Origin of the sequence: Nocardiopsis lambiniae, from assembly GCF_031845465.1 — a bacterium.
Taxonomy (GTDB): Bacteria; Actinomycetota; Actinomycetes; order Streptosporangiales; family Streptosporangiaceae; genus Nocardiopsis; species Nocardiopsis lambiniae.
In genome coordinates this window covers 1-16,484 of sequence record NZ_JAVREP010000004.1, presented here as the reverse complement: position 1 = coordinate 16,484, position 16,484 = coordinate 1, and the positions used below count along the sequence as shown (strand labels likewise).

The window sequence follows — 16,484 nt, the reverse complement described above, 5'->3', positions numbered from 1 at the left end:
CTCCGGCCGTGGCGGCGTTCGCCCGAGGGGAAAGGGGTGGACGAAAGGGACGATCGGGCCGCCGATGTCGAGGGGCCCGACGTCGTGGGACAAGGTCCGGTGTCGTAGCGTAGCCCTCATGGGATCGCTCCCATGCCTTACGGTAACCCTTCGACGCGCTCTGTAATCACAGGAGGAGCCCCGGTGAACGCCCCGCACCCCTACCTCGACCCCTCACGGAGTGTCGCAGAACGGGTCGCCGACCTACTGGCCCGGATGACCCTGCCGGAGAAGGTCGGGCAGATGCTCCAACTGGACGCCCGAGGCGGGGTGCGCCCACTGGTGGAGGACATGCACGTCGGTTCGCTGCTGCACACCTCGCCCGAGTCGGTCCTGGAGGCGGCCGAGCTCACCGAACGGACCCGGCTGCGCGTTCCCCTGCTCATCGCCGAGGACTGCATCCACGGACACTCCTTCTGGGAGGGCGCCACCATCTTCCCCACCCAGCTCGGGATGGCCGCCACCTGGGACCCCGACCTGCTCGAACGGGTCGCCCGCGCCACCGCCGTGGAGGCCGCCGCCACCGGGATCCACTGGACCTTCTCCCCCGTCCTGTGCATCACGCGCGACCTGCGCTGGGGGCGTGTCGGGGAGACCTTCGGCGAGGACCCCTTCCTCATCGGCGAGTACGCCTCCGCCATGGTGCGCGGCTACCAGGGCGCCGGCCTGGACGACCCCACCGCGATCCTGGCCTGCGCCAAGCACTTCGCCGGTTACTCCGAGACCCAGGGCGGCCGGGACGCCAGCGAGGCCGACCTGTCCCGGCGCAAGCTCCGCTCCTGGTTCCTGCCCCCCTTCGAACGGGTCGCGCGCGAAGGGTGCCGCACCTTCATGCTCGGCTACCAGTCCATGGACGGGGTACCGATCACGATCAACTCCTGGCTGCTCGACGAGGTGCTGCGCGGCGAGTGGGGCTACACCGGCACCCTGGTCACCGACTGGGACAACGTCGGCCGCATGGTGTGGGAACAGCGCATCAAGCCCGACCAGACGGCCGCCGCTGCCGCCGCCGTCCGGGCCGGCAACGACATGGTGATGGCCACCCCCGCCTTCTTCGAGGCAGCCCAGGAGGCCGTCGCCCTCGGGACGCTCACCGAGTCCGAGATCGACGCCGCCGTCGCCCGCGTCCTCACCCTCAAGTTCGAGCTGGGCCTGTTCGAGAACCCCCGCCACCCCGACGCGGCCCGCCAACGCGCCGTCATCGGCTCCCGGGAGCACACCGAGCTGAACCTGGAGGTGGCCCGGCGCTCCCTGGTCCTGCTCGCCAACGACGGCACCCTGCCGCTGACCGACGCCCGCGAGGCCGACGACTCCGGTCGGGCCCGCGCCCGCGCCGACGAGGCCGTGCGCATCATCGCGGTCGTCGGACCCAACGCCGACGACCCCCACACCCAGCTCGGCGACTGGGCGGGCGCCTCCGGTCAGGTCGACTGGCTCCCCGACGGCCATCCCCGCGAGATGACCCGCACCGTCCTGGACGGGCTGCGCGACCACGCCCCCGAAGGTTGGAAGGTCGTCCACGCCCGGGGCGCGGACATCTGCCACTGGGGTCCCGACCCGGCCGGGGACACCTTCCCCGACGGCCAGCCCCGACCGTCGGTGGTCCACGCGGCCGAACCCGACGAGACGATGATCGCCGAGGCGGTCGCCGCCGCCGAGGCCGCCGACCACGTCGTCGCCGTCGTCGGCGACCGCATCGAACTGGTGGGGGAGGGGCGCTCCACCGCCACCCTGGAACTCGTCGGCGCCCAGACCGCGCTGCTGGACGCGCTGGCCGCCACCGGCACCCCGATGACGGTCGTGGTCATCTCCTCCAAGCCGCTGGTGCTGCCCGCGTCGGCGCTCGGCGCGGCGGCCCTGGTGCACGCCGCCAACCCCGGCATGCAGGGCGGCCGGGCCGTCGCCGAGCTCCTGCTCGGGCTCATCGAGCCGTCCGGGCGGTTGCCGATCTCCTACGCCCGCCACGCCGGGCAGCAGCCGACCTACTACAACCAGGTGCGCGGCCAGCACGGCGACCGCTACGCGGATCTGACCCAGCGACCCGCGTTCGTGTTCGGGGAGGGGCTGGGCTACACGACGGTCGCCTACTCCGACCTGACCGTGGAGCGGGGCGAGGTCGGCGCCGACGACGTCGTGCGCGCCGAGGTGACCGTCGCCAACACCGGTGGCCGGCCCGCGCTGGAGACGGTGCAGGTCTACGTCTCCGACACCGTCACCTCGGTCACCTGGGCCGACCGGGAGCTCAAGGCCTACCGGTGGGTGGAGCTGGCCCCGGGGGAGAGCCGCCGGGTGACGGTGGAGGTACCGGTGGCCGAGTGCACCCTGGTGGACGCGGCCGGGGCGCGACGGGTGGAGCCGGGCGACTTCGAGCTGCGGGTGGGGCCCTCCTCCCGCGAGGAGGACCTGCTGCGGGCCACCTTCACCGTCCGCGCATGAGCGCCGGTGGGGCGGGGGAGACCCCGCCCCACCGCGTCGATCACTCGGAGGGTTCGGGCAGGGCCGGGCACTCGATGGTCGGGTTCACCCCCATGTAGTTCAACGGTCCGACGAAGACGGTCCCGAGCGTGTAGCCGACGTTGGAACACGAGGGGTTGTCACTGAACAGCCCGCGCTGGAACACGGCCACCACGCCGATCGCCAGCCATAGAACGACGAGGGTCGAGAGAACGATCTTCACGCGCATCTTCCGTCTCCAGAGGGGGTCGGGGGCGGCCCACGGTGTTCTGACCGACCTTTACCCCTGAGACTGGCACGTTTCACCCGATGAGGGTCACGGCCACACGTCGAATCGCCAACGAGTGGGGGCCGGGCCGTCCTCCCCGGTGGGGAACGCGAACACCGTGGAGGGCACCACCGTGTACACGAGGTACGGGGGCGGACCGGCCGTCGGTGCACCCTCGGCGCCGATCAACCCCCCTTCACCCGGCTCGGGCGCCCACCCGTACCGTTCGGCGTAGGCCGCCGCCACCCAGGTGAGGCGATCGCGGTCACCGACCCGCTCGGCGACCCCCTCCACCACGGCGTCCATCCCCTCCACGGCGAACGCCAGGCTCACCTGCGGTGAGCCGGTCAGCAACCGGGACTTGGCGGTGCCCTCACCGGAGGCCAGGAACGGCTGACCGCCCACCCAGACGGCCAGCACCGGGCGGGTGTGCGGCGTCCCGTCGGGACGCGACACCGTCAACCAGGCCGTCCCCGTGCCCCGGGTCAACCGCGCCAGCGTCTCCCCCCACTCACCGGGCTCCTGCGAGGTCAACGATCGGGCCTGCGGGTTCGGAAAAGTGGACATGCGCTCCCCCCGGGTCGCCTTACGTGAACCGCCCAGATTAACGTTCCGTGCCGACATTCACACGGTCGCGGCGCGGGCGCGTCTCGCGGGCACCGCCGCCAACGCGAACACCGAGGCCGCGCCGACGGCGGCGGTGAGCATGACCGCGGTCATGCCCGACAGGGTCACCGACCCGCCCAGGCCGGCCAGGGCCGCCACCGCGGACCCGATGCCGAACTGGAGGGTGCCCAGCAGCGCCGAGCCGCTCCCGGCCGTGCGCGAGGGCTGCCCGGCCAACGCCAGCGCCGTCGCGTTCGGGGAGACCAGCCCGGTGAACAGCATCATCACGAACAGGGCGACGGTCACCGAGAGCAGGGAGGCCGAACCGGAGACGTCCAGGACGCCCAGCGCCACCACCGAGGCGATCGACCCGGCCAGGCCCAGGATCAGCCGGCGGTGGATCTCCACCCGCCTGATGAGCATGGCGTTGATCTGGTTGCCCACGATCATGCCGAGCGTGGTCACCGCGAACACCAGGGCGAACTGGCGGGCGTCGGCCCCCAGCTCGTTGCGGGACACGAACGAGAACGCCGAGATGTAGGTGAAGCTCATCCCGAAGCTCAGCGCGAGCGTCATGGTCGGCACGATGAACCGGACATCGCGCAGCAGGGCTCCGAACACCCGTAGCTGACCGCGCGGGTCCACCGCCGTGCGCCGCTCCACCGGCAGGCTCTCGGGCAGCGCCCACCACACCAGAACGGTGGTGAGCAGCCCGGCCGCGCCCAGCACGCCGAACAGCAGCGGCCAGGGGCCGATGACCAGCAGCTGCCCGCCCAGGATCGGGCCCAGCATCGGGGCCAGGCCCGACAGCAGCACCAGCCGGGAGAAGAACGTGGCGGCGGCGTCACCGTCGAACACGTCGCGCACGATCGCCCGGGACACGACCAGCCCGGCCGCGGCCGACAGGCCCTGGACGAACCGGAGAACGGTGAAGACCTCCACGTTCGGGGCGAACGCGATGGCTCCGGTGGAGAGGGTGAACACGATGGTGCCCACCAGCAGCGGACCGCGCCGCCCCCACCGGTCGCTGAGCGGGCCCACCACCAGCTGGCCCAGCGCCATGCCGGCCATGACCGAGGTCAGGGTCAGTTTGACGGCGGACTCGCTGGTGTTCAGGTCGGCGGCGATCTCCGGGAGCGCCGGCAGGTACAGGTCGGTGGCCAGGGGGCCGATGGCCGACAGGGCGCCCAGCACCACGATGAGCAGCAGCGCGCGGGCACGGCCGGGACCGGCCGTGGGGGGCGTCGACCGCGGCGGGGGCGCCGGGACGGAGGGGGTCGTCGGGAGTGTCGGGGTCGCCGCGTGGCGGCGATCGGGGCGCACGGAGGCAAGGGTCACCGGAGAATCTCCATTACCGGAAGAGAAAGGGATGTTCTGGGGTGCGCGGAACGCACTGTGCGCATGGCCGCCGTGAGCCGCCTTCGGGCGGGGCGCCGTGAATGACCCGGAAGGGCCGCACTCCCGCCTCCAACACGTGATCGGGGGAGGGCAATCCCCGCTCGACCCGGAAAATCCCGTGATCCGGATTACGGTGCCGGGATCCCCTGTGGGGCGGGCGATCCGGGGCGGAGTGACGACCCCCATGGAGGGAATCGGCGCGTGCGGGCGCCGGCCTGCGGTAGACGCGGCACCGATCCGACACCGTGCCAGGTCAGGGGGCCGGTAACACGACCGGATGTCGCACGAAACGGTCTTTTCACCGCTGCACGTCTTGTCCGCCGGGCGACGCCCCGGTAGGAAGCAGGGGACGCCCCCCAGGAAGGACCCCCGTGTACCCATCCCCACCCGCCCACCGGCGTGCCGCGCTGACGGCCGTGGCCGTGGCGGTCGCCGCCGGCGTGCTCGCCGCCCCGGCGCCCGCCCTGGCCGATCCCGCCCAGCGAGAACACGGCAACGGACCCGAACGCCACGACGTCGCCGCCGCCCCGTTCCCGGCGCCCGCGCAGACCTTCGCCGCCCCCGCGCCCCGGGCGCCCGGCGTCGACGACACCGCCCCCTACCCGCGCCAGGACGCACTCCCGGTCCACCCCGAGGACCCCGCCGACCACTCCATCAAGCTCGGCCTGACCCCGTACCACGAGCTCGCCCCGACCCTCAACGACCTCATGGAGACCTCCGACCGGGTCAGCGCCGAGGTCATCGGCACCAGCACCCGGGGGCGGGACCTTTACCTGGTCACGGTCACCGAACCGGAGAACCGGGCCCGGGCCGACCGGCAGCGGCGGATGCGCGAACTCATCTCCGACGATCCCGAGCGGGCCGACCGCGACCGCACCCTGCCCGACCGGTACAAGGCCCCGGTGCTGGTCAACGCCAACATCCACGGCAACGAGTGGGAGGGCACGGACGCCTCGCTGCGGGTCATCGAGGAGCTGGCGACGAGCGGGAACGCCGACACCGAGGAGATGCTGGAGGGGACGCGGCTGTACTTCGTGCTCACCGCCAACCCCGACGGCCGGGTGGCGGGGACCCGGGCCAACGCGGCCGGGTTCGACCTCAACCGCGACTTCGTCACGGTGTCCCAGCCGGAGACCGCGGCGGTGCGCCAGGTGATGATCGACACCCAGCCGCTGGTCATGGTGGACCAGCACGGGTACGTCAACGGCACCCTCATCGAGCCCTGCACGCCCCCGCACGGCCAGAACTACGAGTACGACATCTTCATCGAGAACACGTACGAGAACGCGCTCAGGATGGAGGAGGCCGTCCTGGAGCTGGGGTACACGCCCGAGGACGACGGGGTGCTGCCGCCGCAGATCCCGTTCCGCGACAGCACCGACGGATGGGACGACTGGCCGCCCGTCTTCACCCCCATGTACGCCCCCTACCAGGGCGCGGTCGCCTCGGCCACGGTCGAGTTCCCGATGCGGGTGAACAACGCCGACTACGGGAACCTGCCCGAGGAGGAACTGCGGCGGCGCGCGGCGATCAACACCGACATCTCCGCCGCCACCATCGAGGCCACCATCGACTTCGCCCGGGAGAACCGCGAGAAACTGGTCGGCGACCAGATCGAGGTCTTCCGTCGGGGCGCGGCCGGTGAGGAGCAGGTCGTGCCGCCCGAGGGCTGGGTGCCCGGGTTCGGTCCCGAGGACGTGTACACCACCGAGTTCCCGCGCGCCTACGTGCTGCCCGGTACCGACCGCGCCACCGCGCGACTGGTCGACTTCCTCATCGCCAACGACGTCCGGGTGGGGCGCGCCGAGGAGTCGTTCACCGTGGCGGGGGAGGACTACCCGGCGGGCTCCCACGTGGTGGACATGCACCAGCCCAAACGCGGCATGGCCAACGTGCTGTTGGAGGCCGGCCGCGACATCAGCGACGACGTCGAGGCGATGTACGACATCTCCGGCTGGAGTCACGGGTTCCTGTGGGGCGCCGAGGTCGATCCGGTCCAGGAGGCCGTCACGGTCGCGACCGCGCCGGTCACCGTGGCCGCGCCCACCGGGCGGGTGGACGCGCCCGGCGCGGCCGGCTGGCGGTTGACGGTGACCGACGGCTCCGACGCGGCAGCCCTCAACGAGGTGCTCGCCGCCGGGGCCGAGGTGACCTGGGCCGAGGGCGGCGCCGTCATCGCACCCGAGGCCGCCGACGCGGTGGAAGGGGCCGCGGACCGCCACGGCTCGGTGTTCGAGGCCGCCGCCGAACCGGGCGGCGCCGTCCTGGAACCGGTCACCGTGGCGGTGGCGGGCGCCGCCGACGAGGTCTTCACCCTGGACGCGCTCGGGTTCGACCTGGTGCCGGTGTCCACGGCGGTGCTCAACGCCGGATTCGACTGGTCGGAGGTGGACGTGCTCTACGCGGGCGCCGGTCTGACCTACACCGGCCTCGACGCCGACGCCCGCGCGGCCCTGGACGGGTTCCTGGCCTCCGGGGGCGGCCTGGTGGGCCGGGGCGCGACCGGCGCCCGCCTCAACGACCAGGCGGGACTGCTGGCGGCGACCCGGGTCGCGGGCCGCTCCGACGCCAACGGCGTGGTGGCCGTGACGGCGGGGGAGGGGGTGCTCACCGGGACCGGCGGGCACGCGTTCGTGTACTCGCCGGGCTGGTTCACCGGGCTCGGCGAGGGAGTGCAGGTGGAGCAGGCCTACGGCGACGACCCGCTCGTGGCCGGGCACTGGCGGCCCGCCGCCAACGGTTCCGGCGGGCCCGACGCGGCGGCCGGGCGGGCGTCGGTGATCAGCGGCACGGCGCAGGGCGCCCCGGTCGTGCTCTTCGGCACCGAGCCGATGTTCCGCCATCACCCCAAGGGCCTCTTCGGCCAGGTCGCCCAGTCCCTTTACTGGGCGTCGTCCACTCCGGAGAACTGAGTCCGCACGTGACGGGCCGCCCCGGGGTTCCCGGGGCGGCCCGGGGTGCGGGGTCGGGAACCGTCGCAGTGGGCGGAGACGGAGACGCCGCCATCGCGGACACCGTCCACGCGCACCCGGCGGCCGGCCCGGCGACACGAGCGCCGTGCCCGGTCAGGTGTCGATGAAACGAGACGACGACGTGCGGTCCTCATCCTGGTCGTGGTGGCGCATCGAAGTGGCGATCAGGACACGGAACGCATCAAAAAGTCTTTTTTGTTTTATTTCACACAAAAAGCCCAAGGTGCAAAGAACGCCCCATTGGGATCATTTTGTGATTAATTCTGGTGGGATCTCCTGGGAATCGATAAGGTGGGCGCAGTGAGTCGATCCAATGCCATGTCGGAGGTCCAGTGATTGAAACGCCACGGGCAGTATTTCTTTATATGATGTCCTCTTATTCTTCAGTCTCGGAACGCCCTCGAAGTGTTCACGAAGGGTTTTCCATTCTTGACTTCGATTTCCGCTTTCTTGCATTGCTGGCTTCTTCCACGATTCGGTCCTCTGGCTTGTCGGATTCTCCTATCGGCAGGGCCCCTGGGCTTGGTGAGTGGATTGGAATACTGCGTCGAACGGGGCCGAAGCTGGAACAATGCCAGAAGCCTTCGGCGTCTCGGGTGGGTCGGGCCATCAGTGACGTTCTGAAAATCTATGACCAGGGTGTGTCTGAAGCTCCAGGAGAACTCCGCAATGTCAAGCGTCTTCGTGATCACATCAGTCACGGTGGCCCTCTGCCCACCGGGCAGAATGAGTTGACTACTCTTGATAATCTCATAGAGTCCGTTTCCGATATCATCATCGAATGTCTGTCCGGAGCTGAACTCCGTCTCTCCGGGGACCACCAGAATTCATCGAGGCCACGTCGCCCTTCACTTGTTTGGAATCAGGAAGAAGTGGTGTTGTGGCCTTTCATGTACGTCACGGGGGAAAGTGAGTGGCATCTTTTCTCCAGGTCCCGGGGGTCCAATCCCACATACCTCAGTTTCGGTGGAAGAAAAGTGTTCGTCACCACATCAGAAGAAACCATCATCAGTGCACTTCACCCACTCCTCAAGGAAGGAGTAAAAGAAAACAATGCATTGAATTATTTTGCCAAAGACGTCGAGAGAGACATTCAGGGATTCGCTGATGAGGATTCCTCCCCCGTGTACTCGGAAAGCGAACAGGGGTTTGAATTTTATTGGACCAAGGCAACCGGTGAAGGAACGGGAACCCAACCTCGGCGGGACTACTTCCGTCTCGGTCCCAACGACACAAGGCAATGGAGAGGCGAAGACGGGTGGGTTCTGTACTCTGAATACTTGAGGTCACTGGCCAACTGGCGAGTCGTAGCCACACGTTTACGACAGAAATTGGAGCAGATCGAGACACAACTCGCCAAAGAGGAGGCCGAGACACTGGGTTGGCCGCCGCGAGAATCGAATACCACCCGGATGGCCAAGGTCATCGTTTCTGACATGGATGGTAGTCACTCCCAGCCGGCCTGTACGTTCAACCAACTCATCGACGGGGTCGATGAGGATCTTCAAGCCAACCGAGGGCAAACCCAAGTGGTGTTCATCAACGGAGAGGCCGGTATCGGTAAGACCAGGGCCATGGTGAACGCAGCAAAAACCAGGGCTCAGACCGTTGAAAAGGCGCTGGAGGAAGGCCGGTCCTCGGATCAGGCCCTTTTTCTTTACGTCCGTTCCACCGGACAGGTTCTCGATAGCCTGCCAACGGTGGTATCGAGCGCGGTCGCGTCCACCCGGAATCTTACCGATGCCGGTGTGAAAGCTCTCTGCCGCAATGGACTGATGACACTTCTCATCGATGGTTTCGATGAACTTCTGGGTGGCGTTGGTTATAGTGATGCCATCGGATCGCTGCGGCCGTGGCTCAACGAACTCGGCGGGCGTGGCGTGGTCGTCGTATCCGCCCGCTCCTCATACTACATGGGCCAGTACCGTTCCAGCGTGGAGCGTGCCAATAAGCAAGGACTTCCACTCGTGCGCCACCGCATTGCGGAAGTGCAACGCTGGACTTCTGGCGATGTCATTTCTTTTCTAGAAGATCATGGTGTTCATCGGGAAAACCTGGAACGCCTGTCAGAACATGATCTCCAGTTGCTTGGCCTCCCTTTCTTCGCCCGTGCTTTCATTGAAATGATACTATCGCCAAGCGAAAATGGCGAAGAATTTGGTACGCTCACCGAGCACTTGCTTAAAAAGTACGTTGAGCGCGAAGAGGGAAAGCTGACCCTGGGGCAGTCGGACAAAGCCCTGCTCAGCAGTTCGGAACTTCGACGCATGTTCGAGTGTGTAGCCGAGTTCATGGCGAGCAACGAAGAGAGAGAAGCCGATATCAGTGAATTGGAACTTGCGGCGGAGAGTGCCATCGGCGAAGAACTAACGAGTCCCGGAAGGCGTCATTTAAAGCAGCGACTTCCTGTGCTCTGTGGTATCACTTCCAGTTCGGATGACACGTCTGCGTCGCGCTTCCGATTTCAACATGAACTGTTCTTCGATCAGTTCTTGGCGGGTGCGGCAAGCCAGTACCTCGAAGCCGGCCACGTCAATCTTTTCAGAACCATGCTGCAACAGTCCCACTGGAGGTCGGCCACCGTCACAAGTGTAGTGGCAACGTCCGGAGCAGAGAAAATCGCTGAGGCCATCAAGGGATTTCTTCCGGGAATTTTCGAATTCGAACGCCACAGAGAGTCGACCGTCGCCGCGACCAACCTCGGATCGCTCTGGTCCACCCTGATAAGTGAAACAAAAAGAATTCCTGACGTTGATATATCCAACGCCATATTCACGGATGAGCTCGATCTTGGTGAAGTGCAGTTCGGTCATTTTCGCATGCTCCATTGCGAAGTTTCCTCGCTGGTCCTCCCGGGCGCTTCGGGATGGCGTCTCGATCTCGAAGATACCAGGGTCAAGAAAATTCGTAGAGTAGGTCCCTCCGAAGATCTTTCCGGGTTGAGGGGCGTGCGCCACGCCGACCTGATCGAGTTGCTTCTCACCAGTGAGCTTTTCGATCGAAAGGAAAAAATCCTCACGGCGCTTCGAAAGCACGGAGCGGAAGTCGTGGACGCGGAGGAAGAATCCGATGTCTCCCCCACCACCGATGTGCTGGCCGCGCGTCACTTCCTGACGAACTTTTCGAGAAAAGCAGAAATGTCGGTGATTCTGCGCCGCAATCACCAGGCGGAAGAAAACAGGCTGAAGTGGACCCAGGCTTACGGTCCGGATTACTGGAAGAATTTTGTCAGTGACCTGAGTTCGACAGAGTTGGCTACGCTTGAAACTCTCGCTGCCAGCGGCGAGCCAAAAGTCAGGCTGCGATTAAAATGCAATGCCGCAGCGATCTTGGCCAACGATGGAACGCAGTCGGGCGTGCGTGAATTCTGGGACAGGGTCGAGAGCAGATGAGAATCCATTCCACAACGCTTGGGTGCCGGTCGCCCCTGCCCTTTGATGGAAGATCCCTGAACCGGTAGCGGGCGGGCGACGGGCGTTGGACGACGAAAACCCGTGGTGATCCGTCGGTGTCGGTATCTAGGGTGTCCGGCATGAACAGCTCATCCCTCCGCGCGGTGGAGATCACCCCCGAGAACGTCCGTGCCGCGATCAAGGTGCGGGTCCGCGAGGACCAGAACACGTTCGTCGCCCCCGTCGTCCACTCCCTCGCCGAGGCCTACGCCTCACGCGAGACCGCCTGGCCCCGACTGATCCTGGACGGGGACCGGCCCGTCGCGTTCGTCATGGCCGCCTTCGACCCCGACGAGGACGACCCCGATCACCGTTGCGGGATCTGGCGGCTCAACGTCGCCGAGGGCGAACAGGGCAAGGGCTACGGCGGGTTCGCCGTGGAGACGGTCCTGGCGGAGGCCCGGCGTCGGGGCCAGAAGCGGGTGACCGTCTCGTGGGTGCCCGGCGAGGGGTCCCCCGAGGACTTCTACCTTCGGCTCGGCTTCCGTAAGACCGGTCGGGTGGACGAGGGCGAGGTCGTCGGCGAGTTCCTCCTGGACTGAGGTGCGGCGACGCCCGACCGGACGCCCGCGCCGAACGGCCCGCCTCCCCGGAGCGGCGTCCGAGCACCGCCCGCCCGGCGGCGCCCGGCACCCGTCCGCTCCGGGGCGCTCACCGGACGGACACGTCCGGTCACTGCAGACCCTGGCCCAGGCCTCCGTCCACCGGCAGTTCCATCCCGGTCGTGAAGGTCGCCTCGAACCCCAGGAACAGCACGGCCCGCGCCACCTCGGCGATGGTGCCGTGTCGCCCCATCGGGGTGGCCTCGTCGCCGATCCGCTCCATCTCCGCCTTCTCCGCATCGGTGGCGCGGGTGAACCCGCCCGAGGGGGTGTGGACGAACCCGGGCGCCACCGCGTTCACCCGGATCCCGCGCGGCAGCAGTTCGGCGGCGAGCACCCGGGCGAACGCCATCACCGCGCCCTTGGTCCCGCTGTACACGGCCATGCCCGACGACCCGGTCGCGTTGGTGATCGAGGTGGTGAACACGATCGCCCCACCGTCGGCCAACAGCGGCAGCAGCCGCTGCACGGTGAAGAACACCCCCTTGACGTTGATCGAGAACATCCAGTCGAAGGACTCCTCGGTGGTCTCGGGGAACATCCCGAGTTCGGAGACGCCCACGTTGACGTGCAGGAGGTCGATACCGCCCAGCGTGCCCTCCACGGTCTCCGCGAGGGCGTCGGTGTCGGCCGGGTCGGCGACGTTCGCCCGTACCGCGTACACGTCCGGGCCCAGCCGGCCGCGCACCGCCTCCAGGTTCTTCTCGTTGTTTCCGGTCAGCAGCACCCGGGCCCCGCCGGCGAGCAGTCCCTCCACCACGCCCAGGCCCATGCCGTGCGTCCCGCCGATGACCACGGCCCTGCGGTTCTCGTAGACGCCCATGTCGGTCCCCGTTCCCTCTCACGGGGCGGCACCTCGCCGCCCCCGGTGGGATCACGATGTCGCCCTCCGCCACGGGTGTCCTACGGGAACGCTACGGTGAGCCCATGCGCTTCGGGGTGTTGGGTCCGCTGGAGGTACGGGCCGAGGACGGGACGCCCGTGCCCGTCCACGACACCAAGGTCCGCTCCCTCCTCGTGCTCCTCCTGCTGGCCCGGGGGCGCGTGGTCCCCACCGACCGGCTGATCCACGACCTGTGGGGGGAGGACCCGCCCGCCCGGCCCAGGGCCGTGCTCCAGGCCCGGGTGTCCCAGTTGCGCGGTGCCCTGGAGCGCGCCGAGACGGGCAGCCGCGCCCTGGTGCGGCACCGACCGCCCGGGTACCTGCTGGACGCCGTCGAGCCGGACCTCGTCCGATTCGAGGACCTGGTCGACCGGGCCGGGGACACCGCCGATCCGCGCGGGCGCGTCGACCTGCTCACCCGGGCGCTGGACCTGTGGCGGGGGTCCGCCGCGGCCGGTTTCACCGACCTGGAGCCGGTCCGCGAGGCCGCCGCCCACCTGGAGGAACGGCGGCTGACCGCGCTGGAGGACCTCGCCGAGGCCCGCCTCGACCTGGGCGCGCACGTCGAACTCGCCGACGCCCTGGCCCCACCGGCCCGGGAGCACCCCTACCGTGAGCGGTTGCACGCCGCCCTGATCCGAGCCCTGTACGCCGCCGGCCGTCAGGGCGAGGCCCTGCGCCACTACGACCTGCTGCGCACCCGTCTGGCCGACGACCTGGGCGTGGACCCCGGGCCGGAACTGGTCGCCCTGCACCGCGCGATCCTCGTCCAGGACGACGGCCTGATCCCCGCGCCGCCCGCCGGGAACCTGCCCGCCGCCGTGGTGGACCTGGTGGGTCGCGACACGGAGGCGGCGACCCTGCGCGACCTCCTCGACCGGCACCGCCTGATCACCGTCACCGGTCCCGGCGGGGTGGGCAAGACCAGCCTGGCCCTGGCGGTGGCGCGCGCCGTCGCCGCCGGCGACCCGGCCCGGCCGGTGGACCTGGCCGCCCTGGACTCCGAGGGAGACCCGGTGACCGCGTTGGCCACCGCGCTCGGCGTGCGCGACGGGGACGGGCCGCTCACGGGCCGGATCGGCGCGCTGCTGCGCGGACGGCGCGCCCTGCTGGTCCTGGACAACTGCGAGCATCTCGTCGAGGGGGTCGCCGACCTGGCCGCCCGGTTGCTGGCGGGGGTGTCCGACCTGCGGATCCTGGCCACCTCCCAGGTGCCCCTGTCCGTGGCGGGGGAGTACCTGTACCCGCTGGCGCCCCTGGACGTGCCCGTCGACGACACCCCGCGGGCGCTGGCCGCCTCGGGGGCGGCCCGCCTGTTCCTGGCCCGCGCCGAGGCCGCGGGCGCCAGGCCGGGCACCGACCCGGACACCGTCGCGGCGATCGCCGAGCTCTGTCGCCGCCTGGACGGCATCCCCCTGGCCCTGGAGCTGGCCGCCACCCGCCTGCGCCACCTGCGCGCGACCGACCTGGCGGCCCGCCTCGACGACCGGTTCGCCCTGCTGGGCGGGGGCCGCCGGGACGCGCCCGCCCGCCAGCGCACCCTGCGCGCCGCCATCGACTGGAGCTGGGAGCCCCTCACCGGTCCGGAACGCGCCCTGCTGTCCCGGCTGGCGGTGTTCGCCGACGGCTGCGACCCGGCCGCCGTCGACACGGTCTGCGGGGGGTCGTCGGAGCTGGTCGGCGCGCTCGTGGACCGGTCGCTGGTGGTGACGACGACCCACGCGGAGGGGACCCGGTACCGGTTGCCGGAGTCGGTGGCGGCCTACGCCCTGGAACACCTGTCGGAGTCGGAGGAGGAGGGGACGCGCGCCCGCCACGCCGCCCACTTCGCCGCCGTGGCGGAGGACGCCGACGGTCGGCTGCGCGGTCCGGGACAGGCTCGGGCGCTCGCCCTCCTGGATCGGGAGAACGCCAACCTGCGCGCCGCCTCCGCGTTCGCCGCCCGGTCCGGCGACGCGCGCACCGCGCTGCGGCTCGTGGTCGCCCTGACCTGGTACCGCTTCCTGCGCGGCCGGGCGGGAGAGGCCCGCGTGGCTCTGGACACCGCCCTCGCCCTCCCGGACACCCCCGCCGGGTCGGTCGGGACCACCGGGGCCGCCGTCCCCGACGGGTCCGTCGGGGACGATGTCTCCGTCGTGTCGGGGGAGTCGCGGGCGCGGGCCGCGGTGCTGCGGGCCGCGTTGGCGGTGCACGCCACCGACGACGAGCGGTGGCGGGACGACGTCCACGACCACCTGAGGCGGATCGGGGATCCGGTGGCCCGGGCGCGGCTGACCTGGTTCGCCGAGTTCACCCGGTGGGCGCTCGGTGATCCGGCCGTCGCCACCGCCAGGGTCGCCGCCGCCCACGAGACGGCCCGAGAGGCCGGGGACCGCTGGGGCGCGGCCCTGTCACAGGTCACCCTCGCCCTGGCGGCCTTCGGGCGGGGCGACCTTTCCGAGGCCTCGACCGCCGGACGGGAGGCCGAGGCCGCCCTGCGCGACCTGGGCGACCCGTGGGGTCTCCTCCAGGCCTCCGACGCCCTGGCCCGGATCGCCGAGGCCCGGGGCGACCTGGACGACGCCGCCCGTCGCCACGAGGAGGGTCTGCGGATCGCCCGGGACCTGCGCCTGGACCTCGTCGTCTCCCGCCACCTGGCCGGGCTGGGGCGCGTCGCCCTGCTCACCGGTGACCTGGACCGCGCCGACGCCCTGCACGAACGCGCCCTGCGGTCGGCCGAGGAACAGGACGACGCGGTGGCCCGGCAGTTCGCCGACGCGGGCATCGCGCTGATCGCGCGTCGGCGCGGCGACCTGGACCGTGCCGAGCGGTCGCTCACCCGCTGGCTGGAATGGAATCACCGCACCGAGGGTCACGTCGGCGCGGCGTTCATCCTCACCCAACTGGGCTATATCGCCGAACAACGGGGGGAATCGGAGCGGGCCCTGGAATTGCACGCCCGTGGCCGGGAGCGGGCCCGTCTCAGCGGTGATCCCCGGGCCATCGCCCTGGCTCTGGAGGGCGAGGCCGGTGCCCGTTCCCTGGCGGGGGAGCACACGGTGGCCGCGGACCTGCTGGCCCGCGCCGCCGGACTGCGCGAGAGTGCCGGCGCGCCGTTGACCGAGGTCGAACGCTGGGACGTGGACCGGGCCCTGGCGCGCGTCCTGCCCTGACGCGCCTCGGTCGCGTGCGCGGTCGGGGGACACGGCCGAGGCGTGGAAGACGATCGAAAAGGGAAAGGGAACCCTTTCCGGACGTTTCCGTCCGTTTCCGACCGGTGTGCGCCACGTGTGCCCGGGTGGCTTTCCCGGCATCCGCCCCGGACCGCGACGGGATTTATCGGACACCCTTCCCGAAAAGGCTTCTCCGGTGCCGCGCATTCCCTTGACCCGATGCCTTCCGCGTCGCGGGGAGAGAGCGGAAGGCGGCCTCTCCGTGCAGGCCGGCGGGGGCGGTTCAGCCCACGGTCTCCGGGACGGGCTCGGTGTCGAGGACCCGGGGCAGGCGTCCGCTGCGGTGCAGCCACCGGTCGGCGATCAGCGTGCACAGGGGCGGCACGGAGGCGGCCAGTGCCAGCAGGGTCGGCCACACGCCCCAGCGCAGGTGGACGGCCGAGACCAGGCAGACGAGCGCGTAGAGGACGAAGGCGATCCCGTGCAGCATGCCGAAGATCTCCACGCCCCGCTCGTCGCGGCGAGGCCGACACGCTCAAGCCGATCCGCCGCCTGCTCAAGGAGCGCGGGTTCGTTCGCAACGTCACCTGCGAGGTCGACGGTTACCGGCGGCGCGGCACCGCCAACCTCGACCACCACGACGCGGAGGACGACGAGT

Annotated in this window: 10 protein-coding genes and 1 pseudogene; 6 read left to right on the top strand and 5 right to left on the bottom strand. The window is 69.7% G+C overall.

The window, feature by feature from the left end:
• Positions 1 to 183: 183 nt before the first annotated feature.
• Complete coding sequence (locus RM479_RS07735) at positions 184 to 2,475, top strand: exo-beta-d-1,3/1,6-glucosidase (RefSeq protein WP_311511035.1); 2,292 nt, start codon at positions 184 to 186, stop codon at positions 2,473 to 2,475.
• Between the two features lie 40 nt (positions 2,476 to 2,515).
• Here RM479_RS07735 and RM479_RS07730 read toward each other — a convergent pair whose 3' ends face one another.
• The 3 genes from RM479_RS07730 to RM479_RS07720 all read right to left on the bottom strand — a co-directional run bounded on the left by RM479_RS07730 (position 2,516) and on the right by RM479_RS07720 (position 4,705).
• Entirely contained in the window at positions 2,516 to 2,722 is a 207-nt protein-coding gene (locus RM479_RS07730; RefSeq protein WP_311511034.1) for a hypothetical protein, read from the bottom strand.
• An 87-nt stretch (positions 2,723 to 2,809) separates the two neighbouring features.
• Entirely contained in the window at positions 2,810 to 3,328 is a 519-nt protein-coding gene (locus RM479_RS07725) for a pyridoxamine 5'-phosphate oxidase family protein (RefSeq protein WP_311511033.1), read from the bottom strand.
• 57 nt (positions 3,329 to 3,385) lie between these two features.
• Positions 3,386 to 4,705, bottom strand: coding sequence for a multidrug effflux MFS transporter (locus RM479_RS07720; protein WP_311511032.1), 1,320 nt, complete (start codon positions 4,703 to 4,705; stop codon positions 3,386 to 3,388).
• Positions 4,706 to 5,136: 431 nt separating this feature from the next.
• On the opposite strand from RM479_RS07720, the gene RM479_RS07715 reads away from it, so the two are divergent.
• From RM479_RS07715 to RM479_RS07705, 3 genes are all read left to right on the top strand, one after another.
• A complete protein-coding gene (locus RM479_RS07715; protein ID WP_311511031.1) occupies positions 5,137 to 7,677 on the top strand; it encodes a M14 family zinc carboxypeptidase in 2,541 nt (846 codons plus the stop codon).
• Positions 7,678 to 8,714: 1,037 nt separating this feature from the next.
• Positions 8,715 to 11,129: an NACHT domain-containing protein gene (locus tag RM479_RS07710; protein WP_311511030.1), complete on the top strand. Its 2,415-nt coding sequence runs from the start codon at positions 8,715 to 8,717 to the stop codon at positions 11,127 to 11,129.
• A 140-nt stretch (positions 11,130 to 11,269) separates the two neighbouring features.
• Entirely contained in the window at positions 11,270 to 11,731 is a 462-nt protein-coding gene (locus RM479_RS07705) for a GNAT family N-acetyltransferase (protein WP_311511029.1), read from the top strand.
• 130 nt (positions 11,732 to 11,861) lie between these two features.
• Here RM479_RS07705 and RM479_RS07700 read toward each other — a convergent pair whose 3' ends face one another.
• Complete coding sequence (locus RM479_RS07700) at positions 11,862 to 12,614, bottom strand: SDR family NAD(P)-dependent oxidoreductase (RefSeq protein ID WP_311511028.1); 753 nt, start codon at positions 12,612 to 12,614, stop codon at positions 11,862 to 11,864.
• 56 nt (positions 12,615 to 12,670) lie between these two features.
• On the opposite strand from RM479_RS07700, the gene RM479_RS07695 reads away from it, so the two are divergent.
• Positions 12,671 to 15,826 carry a BTAD domain-containing putative transcriptional regulator gene (locus RM479_RS07695; protein ID WP_311511027.1) on the top strand — a complete coding sequence of 1,052 codons (3,156 nt, stop codon included), beginning with the start codon at positions 12,671 to 12,673 and terminating at the stop codon, positions 15,824 to 15,826.
• A 283-nt stretch (positions 15,827 to 16,109) separates the two neighbouring features.
• Here RM479_RS07695 and RM479_RS07690 read toward each other — a convergent pair whose 3' ends face one another.
• Complete coding sequence (locus tag RM479_RS07690) at positions 16,110 to 16,331, bottom strand: DUF3817 domain-containing protein (RefSeq protein ID WP_397221600.1); 222 nt, start codon at positions 16,329 to 16,331, stop codon at positions 16,110 to 16,112.
• Between the two features lie 14 nt (positions 16,332 to 16,345).
• Between RM479_RS07690 and RM479_RS07685 the strand changes: the two are divergent.
• A pseudogene (locus RM479_RS07685) lies at positions 16,346 to 16,484 on the top strand (siderophore-interacting protein); the annotation flags it as partial.

Coding starts and splice junctions, on each gene's coding strand:
- RM479_RS07700 (WP_311511028.1), bottom strand. CDS start 12,614: ATGGGCGTCTACGAGAACCGCAGGGCCGTGGTCATCGGCGGGACGCAC.
- RM479_RS07705 (WP_311511029.1), top strand. CDS start 11,270: ATGAACAGCTCATCCCTCCGCGCGGTGGAGATCACCCCCGAGAACGTC.
- RM479_RS07730 (WP_311511034.1), bottom strand. CDS start 2,722: ATGCGCGTGAAGATCGTTCTCTCGACCCTCGTCGTTCTATGGCTGGCG.
- RM479_RS07725 (WP_311511033.1), bottom strand. CDS start 3,328: ATGTCCACTTTTCCGAACCCGCAGGCCCGATCGTTGACCTCGCAGGAG.
- RM479_RS07695 (WP_311511027.1), top strand. CDS start 12,671: ATGTCGCCCTCCGCCACGGGTGTCCTACGGGAACGCTACGGTGAGCCC.